The organism is Algoriphagus sp. PAP.12 (genome assembly GCF_026652115.1).
In the GTDB taxonomy this organism is placed as follows: Bacteria; Bacteroidota; Bacteroidia; order Cytophagales; family Cyclobacteriaceae; genus Algoriphagus.
The window spans coordinates 1-6797 of sequence record NZ_JAPPSQ010000041.1; the positions used below are offsets into that span (position 1 = coordinate 1).

At 38.9% G+C, this 6797-nt stretch carries 5 protein-coding genes and 1 pseudogene; 3 read left to right on the plus strand and 3 right to left on the minus strand.

Annotated features, from left to right (window positions below; genetic code table 11):
• Positions 1–106 (plus strand): annotated as a pseudogene (locus O0V13_RS21105) (IS1595 family transposase); the annotation flags it as partial.
• A 28-nt stretch (positions 107–134) separates the two neighbouring features.
• Here O0V13_RS21105 and O0V13_RS21110 read toward each other — a convergent pair.
• From O0V13_RS21110 to O0V13_RS21120, 3 genes are read right to left on the minus strand one after another with little or no spacing between them, the layout of a single operon-like run.
• Positions 135–2597: a YbcC family protein gene (locus O0V13_RS21110; RefSeq protein ID WP_268037002.1), complete on the minus strand. Its 2463-nt coding sequence runs from the start codon at positions 2595–2597 to the stop codon at positions 135–137.
• A gap of 40 nt (positions 2598–2637) precedes the next feature.
• A complete protein-coding gene (locus tag O0V13_RS21115; protein WP_268037003.1) occupies positions 2638–4299 on the minus strand; it encodes a proton-conducting transporter transmembrane domain-containing protein in 1662 nt (553 codons plus the stop codon).
• A gap of 13 nt (positions 4300–4312) precedes the next feature.
• Entirely contained in the window at positions 4313–4621 is a 309-nt protein-coding gene (locus tag O0V13_RS21120) for a hypothetical protein (RefSeq protein WP_268037004.1), read from the minus strand.
• Positions 4622–4708: 87 nt separating this feature from the next.
• On the opposite strand from O0V13_RS21120, the gene O0V13_RS21125 reads away from it, so the two are divergent.
• Both O0V13_RS21125 and O0V13_RS21130 read left to right on the plus strand, forming a co-directional pair.
• A complete protein-coding gene (locus tag O0V13_RS21125) occupies positions 4709–5602 on the plus strand; it encodes a LysR substrate-binding domain-containing protein (RefSeq protein WP_268037005.1) in 894 nt (297 codons plus the stop codon).
• A 249-nt stretch (positions 5603–5851) separates the two neighbouring features.
• Positions 5852–5974: a hypothetical protein gene (locus O0V13_RS21130; protein WP_268037006.1), complete on the plus strand. Its 123-nt coding sequence runs from the start codon at positions 5852–5854 to the stop codon at positions 5972–5974.
• Positions 5975–6797: the final 823 nt, after the last annotated feature.

Genomic DNA, 6797 nt, shown 5'->3' on the forward strand with positions numbered 1-6797 from the left:
GCAGAACTACCTGAATGAATTCGTTTACAAACTGAATCGCAGGTACTTCGGAGATAAATTATTCGAACGATTGATTATTGCGTCAGTTCACCCATACGTGCATTGATGAGGATACACATATTAAATTAATCAACTTAAACTAACTCCCATTCAAAATCTCCTAGATATCGATAAGACACCTTTCCTTGCGAATTCATTGTCAATAAATGCACCCAACCATTGTCGCTAAGATTCCTTATCGATTCATGCTTTTTCAAAATCGAATTGATCGCTTCAATTGGTGCCTGAATCACTACATGGAGTTTACTGGGATCATGCTGATTTTTTTGCCCATCATGGACAGATTGCAAGGGTAAACCTACTCTCAAGTCCCCTGAATATCCCTCCAACACTCCGATTCCCGCTGTGACGTTGTGCAAGGTTTTGTTTCCTGATCCATAGACACTGTTATCCACTGTAGAAGCAAAATACTGCAAATTGATCCAGCTTGTCACCACCATTGGGGCAGTCATAATTTGTTCTAGTATTTTGAATTCCTTGTCCTTTTCAGGGTTGTAGGAATGCAGGAAGGATTTACCTCCCAAATTGATATTCTTGGTGTGGAATCGCGGAGCTATTATAAATGATGTACATCCTGCCAAGCCCCATTCGGGTCTAACTTGAGACCAGTCTTTACTTCTCTTTAGAATTGATTCATCTACATTTCCATTAATGTTCATTCGAATGGCCCTTTCGGCTCTGGCTGCCCTTTCTGCTTGCCCAAGGCTTTCTTTCAGCCTCTTATATTCTGGAATATGACTTGAAGGAATTTCATCTTCCCTGAAAATCCTCAATTTATCAGTTGTTGTGTCATGGAGACAGGCAAGAAAGACCATGTCCTCAGGTATAAATATCTGCTCCTTTTTCAAGCCTATCCGAACTTCAGTATCATTGAGAACAAGAGCAGCCACTTTAGCATTCGCCTCTCCAGAATGACCTCCACATGCACCACAGTCTAGTCCACTCGCATGTGGGTTATTGACCGTCGATGAACCATGTCCTACTATTAGGACCAATCTTGAAAAACGCTCATCCAATGTCATGGCTCTCAGTGCATTTTTTGCCATTTGAATCTTTTGATCCAAAGGAATAATTTCACTCAGGTTTGGAGAGTTTTCATTTAGATTAATCCTTTTTTCCAATTGTTCTTTCTTACTCAACCCAATAGAATCTGGGTGAGGAACAGGGCGGGTCCAGCCCAAAGAATCTGTCAGCAATTTAGGCAGGTAAGAAAGTCCCAAAGGGCTCACAAAGCTGAAACAACTGACAGCTCCGGATTTAAAACTTTTCCAAAGTTGATTAAGCTCATTGGTATGAATCCGATTTTCCACCGCTGTTTTATTTTGAAATTTGTCTGGCAAATCCTCAAAAACTGTCGGTCCAGCCGGAATCAATGCCGGGCATTGTGCTTCCCTTTTCTCATGACCCAGCGGAACAAAATTGATTGGAAATCCAAAAAAACCAGCAAAGCCTATTGTCTCTATTGAGGGGTTGATATGCTCCAGATTTCTACGGAAAATTTCTGAGCGAACATCTATGCAAAAGACAGCTTGTGCATCGGGTCTTTTATTAGAATAAGATTCCTTTTCTCCTGTATTATTGATTTTATTGATCAGTTCTCGTTGAGTAGCCTGCTCAAAGGCTTCCTGCAGAATCAACTTTTTCAGAAGGTCTTTATTGCTTTCCCTCTCTTGGATAAAATCCAGGTATTGATCCTGTGCCAAAGACCACATTACTCGAAGCTCAGGTCCATCCATACATTGAAGTAAGCAAGCTTCCCAAGAAATCAGCACAGCTACCAATTCTTCTAAAGCCTTACCCTTTTTGGAATGAATTTTTTCTTCCCAATCCAATCGTGCAGCAAAGGCAGACCATCCTCCCATATTGAGGAGAAGTCTATGTAAATATTGAGGCATAACATCCTCCGAAATTCCTAATTGCTCACTAGCGTACTCAATTGCCCATAGGTAATCGTTGGGGAGAGCTTTTACTTTTTTTCTAAACTCTTTTAGTCCTGCTATTTCAGGACTAAAATCGCACTCAGCTTCTTTCTTCCATGCCTGAAAAATCCCAGTATCTGCCTTAGAAGTATTCCAAGTTGCCTGCCCAGTATCAAAATAACTTGAGGCCCAACTCGTGATTCTATCTTTATAAAATCGAGGCCAATCTTTATCAGAAACATTTCTGGCCACATCCACCAAAAGTGGCAAACCTTTTTCTATTTTATTTTCAGAATGAGAATTTTCTATTTCTTGGAGAAATGTATCGAAATCACTCTGATTGGCTGATTGTTTCAGAAAAGCTGAATGGATGTCTTTCTTGGAAATAAAGCCTTCTTTGAGTTTTTCTCGGTAAAAGGAAATTGGCAAGGTCATTTGTACACCTCCCAGCTTGGAAAGCTTTTGTGCCACTGACTCAAACTTTTGGTCAGTAAGTCCCAAATATGGATTAACGGCTACAAAATTATCCAGAGACCACACTGGAGCGATTTTTTCACAAACTTCTTCCAGCATCTTACTTAAAGGTAGAGGCTTTACCTCCTGAGTCTTAATCGTCATAAATTTGATTTTTGAGTTGGATTGATTAATGAAGGTATTTTTAAGCCCATTGCTCTTGGAGCCTACTTTCCTTTTCTGATTTGACTTTTTCGGCTTCTTGTTCAGGAAGGGTTTCCAGACTCGATTCTTGGATTATTGACAAGGAATCAAGCAGTCGATCAAACCAGATATTGGCATATAACCCATTTTTAAAATGAACTCCCCAAGCCCGATAATATGAGCTGAAATGAATATTTGAAGAAAGCATCTGAATAATGATGCTAATTCCAAATAGCAGAAGAAGAACCGTCCCGATCATTAATTTCCCTGCACTAGGATTTGTTAACGCAGGGATTTGGTTTTGAAGGAGAAAGTGGAATCCTCGCTCTAGGCCAAAAAAGGCCATTGAAACCGTGAAAGAAATCAGGAAAGCTTTCAAGAAAAGATCGGGGTTCCAATTCATGGAAATTGCCGAATTGAATAACTTAGCCAGGCCTAAAACTATGATGCCACTTAAGACTACTAGTCCTAATTCATTTTCAAATTCAACTCCCCATACAAGCCCAATTCCCAAGAATGTAAAACTTGAAAGTAGGAAAGATATAATCATGGAATTTAGGCTGACCTTTTTCGGAATTCTGATCATTTTTTGACCCTGAAGAGCTTCAATGGCACTCCCTGAGGATAGAAAAGAGTGGGCTTTATAAAAAGAATGTGCCACTAAATGGAGCATTGCAGCCGAATAAACCCCCAGGCCACATACCATAAGACTAAAACCCATATGACCAATACTTGAATACCCCAATGCAGTTTTTACTGAAGGTTGGGTCAGATAAACTATGGAAGCAAAAAGAGCTGTAAAACCTCCCATAATCATTAAAACAAGGGGAGCGATACTGCTTGCCTCCATAAGAAATGACATTCGAATGATTAAGAACGGACCTGCATTCAATAGACCGGCATGTAATAAGGCTGATACTGGAGTTGGCGTTTCCATTACCTCGACTAACCATCCATGTGTTGGGAACAGAGCTGATTTCAAGATCGCCGCTATAGCCAAAAAGAGCGCTGATAATTCTAGGCTTGCAGAATTACCTGCTATTGACTCAGCATTCTGGATCGTTGAGAAGATTTCTCCCAAGTTTCCTGTACCAAATTCTAGATATATGAATGAAAAGGCGAGAAAAAGTGAGACATCTCCTAATCGGGCCAAAACAAATTTCTTTTTTGCTGCTACCTGGGCTCTTACCCGCTCAGGGTAGAAAAGTAACAGCCGGTGAAGTGTCATACTTGTCATAACCCAAGAGATAAACAAGACACCAATATTTCCTGAAATAACTAGAAGTTGGACTGATGCTAAGGTCGCAGCCAATCTTCCCAGAAATATTCCTTGCCGGGGATCTCCATCTAAGTAATTAAAGCTAAAATTGATAATTACAGCTCCCAAGATGGAAATCATGCTCAGCATCAAAAGACTGAGAGCATCCAACCGGATGCTAAAACCGATTTCTTTAATCCCAATCAATGGTGATTCAAAAGCACCAAAATAATAAACCCAAAGACTAGCTGAAAGGGCGATAATTATACTCACAAAACTTGCAATCCTGATGGATTGAATGATTTGGGGAATTTTTCCTCCCGATTGGAATCGGGAACCTATGGCGATTAATGCAAATAGTACTGGGGATAGTAAGGTGATCATCGAAATTATTTTCTCCTCCATGTTGACCTTTTGATTATTGGATATTGATAATGATGCTAGAACTAATGCACAGTTGCTTCCCTTCTTCCTTTGCTTTTTGGATTTGTTTTTCAGCCTGTTTGTAGGCCTTTTTTAATTCGTGAATCCTTTCTTTTATTTCAGTTGACTCTAGTCCCATTTGAATGAATCGCCTGAAGTTTTTTTGCTTGTTGAAATTGATTTTTTTGAGGAAAAGATCTTCCACAATCTCAGCGGCCTCCTCATGGGTAAATACCCCTTTTACCAGGTCATAACTGGATTGGATTGTTTGTTCTTCGGAATTGAGTACTGATAGTGTTTCCATCGTTTGTTTTTTGGTTCGCTGCAAATTTTATCAAATCGATTCATAAATTTTTATTTATATTTAATATGGAATACATAAATAATTTTTATGAATTACACAATTCATCAACTCAAAGTATTTCTGAAGGTGGTTCAAAATCAGAGTATAACTAAAGCATCAGAAGAGCTTTTCATGACTCAACCGGCTGTTTCCATTCAGCTCAAAAATTTTCAGGATCAATTTGAAATCCCATTAACAGAAGTAGTTGGCCGTCAGCTATATGTGACTGATTTCGGAAAAGAAATCGCAATAATAGCAGAGCGTGTAATCCAAGAATTGGAAAATATCAATTATCAAACCCATGCCTTTCAGGGGATATTGACAGGAAAATTGAGCATTTCATCTGCATCTACTGGCAAGTATGTAATTCCCTATTTTCTAAGTGACTTTATGGCCCTTCATGAAGGGATAGATTTGATATTGGATGTCACCAACAAAACCAAGGTGATAGAAAGTCTTAAAAAAAATGAAATTGATTTTGCACTGGTATCCGTAGTACCTGAAAATCTGAATATTGAGGAAGAAATTTTATTGGAAAACAAGTTGTATTTCATGGGAAGTGGCCCCATCAGAAATGAAGATAAACAACTGATTTACAGAGAAGAAGGTTCAGCCACTAGAATTGCAATGGAAGAGTATTTTGAAACCCATGAGGGCAAACAGAGAAAGCGGATGGAACTAACTTCAAATGAAGCTGTAAAGCAGGCAGTATTGGCAGGATTGGGACTTTCGGTCATGCCATTGATCGGTATGCGAAATGAATTGATGAATAAGCAAATTCATATTCTTCCTACCGAAGGCTTACCGATCCAAACTGAGTGGAGACTTGTTTGGCTAAAAGGCAAGAAGCTATCTCCGGTAAGCACTGCTTTCTTGAATTTTATCAGGGCTGAAAAGGAAAATATCTTGGAAAAGTATTTTGACTGGTATTTGAAGTACTAGAAGAAGATTAGAATTCCATTTAAACGGACTTTCAGTCAAAAAAAATGATTCTCTTGTGGTTTGGAAAGACCGACCTGTAAACAGAAAGGCATAGGATATGTTGTAGACCTAGCTTAGGATAAAAGAATAAAACCTCGGCAGAGATTCTACCTGGGTTTAAAGTCAGAAATTATCTTTTGAACAGAGGAGGAAATCAGTTTCTCTTCCAATCTTTCTTCAACCACAGTTAATTACCAAATGGTTACAAAGATGATCTCAGCCGTTATCGCACGACCAGCACAAGCCTGGACTACTTCAGGAACAAAGCAGGATGCTGAGATAATAGTATTTCCAATTGCAGCCAAAATCAACCTAAACTTTTTTCAAGATTAGGAAGAAAGGCGGTATGTGGTCTAATGTCAACTCCTTTATTTCTGTGATTAGACTCATATTTTTAAATGAAAAGATATAGCGCCATAGTGGTGAGATAAAACTCTCTACGGTCGTGAGATAAGCCATCCTTCAGATGGAGAGAAAAAGTCGCTTCGCTCTTGAAATATACTAGCCTCAGACTATTGAGATATTCCTCCTCTGGAGGAGAAATAGTCACTATAATTTGGGAGAAAATAGTCCCTTGGACCTCGCCCTGCTTCCGGTCTTGGCAATCCTTGAATCATTCATATCTCTATTTTTGCTCCCCCCTCCTTTTTTCGCGAGCTAAAAAGGCGTCTTTGCCTTAATAAAAAGAAAGTATCCCGACTTTTCCATCGAGTGTAATTACACCTGATTGTTCTGCCATAATTATATGGGTCTTAGTAAAATGAGGAACAATCAACAAGCTTAGAACTTGGTATTCATTTGAAGGTTCGGATCATGCAACTATTGATTAAATCGGTAAAGATTAAAACTTAATTAATTTAAAGGTTTGAAAATTCAACTTAACAAAGAGAAAGCAGGGTATAGAAATTGGCCTGATCAATACCCCAAAAAATTGCTTTCAATAGAGACTCGAAAAGAATAAGAGGAGGATAAACAATAGGCCAAAGAAGCCATTAAGGATTCCCCTTTTTTTATACCCATTTTGGATTTTAGGCGGAATACGAATTCCTTAGATCCACCTCTTAACTCTCAGATTACTTCCTATTATTCTGAGCAATCCCGCTCCGCTGGATTTCTACATCAGGAATTGGAAAGACATAAAGTGGATCATTGGGAA

What these genes read in the sequence shown, in the direction of transcription:
- O0V13_RS21115 (WP_268037003.1), bottom strand. Translation starts at nt 4,299, where the DNA reads ATGGAGGAGAAAATAATTTCGATGATCACCTTACTATCCCCAGTACTA.
- O0V13_RS21110 (WP_268037002.1), bottom strand. Translation starts at nt 2,597, where the DNA reads ATGACGATTAAGACTCAGGAGGTAAAGCCTCTACCTTTAAGTAAGATG.
- O0V13_RS21130 (WP_268037006.1), top strand. Translation starts at nt 5,852, where the DNA reads ATGATCTCAGCCGTTATCGCACGACCAGCACAAGCCTGGACTACTTCA.
- O0V13_RS21125 (WP_268037005.1), top strand. Translation starts at nt 4,709, where the DNA reads ATGAATTACACAATTCATCAACTCAAAGTATTTCTGAAGGTGGTTCAA.
- O0V13_RS21120 (WP_268037004.1), bottom strand. Translation starts at nt 4,621, where the DNA reads ATGGAAACACTATCAGTACTCAATTCCGAAGAACAAACAATCCAATCC.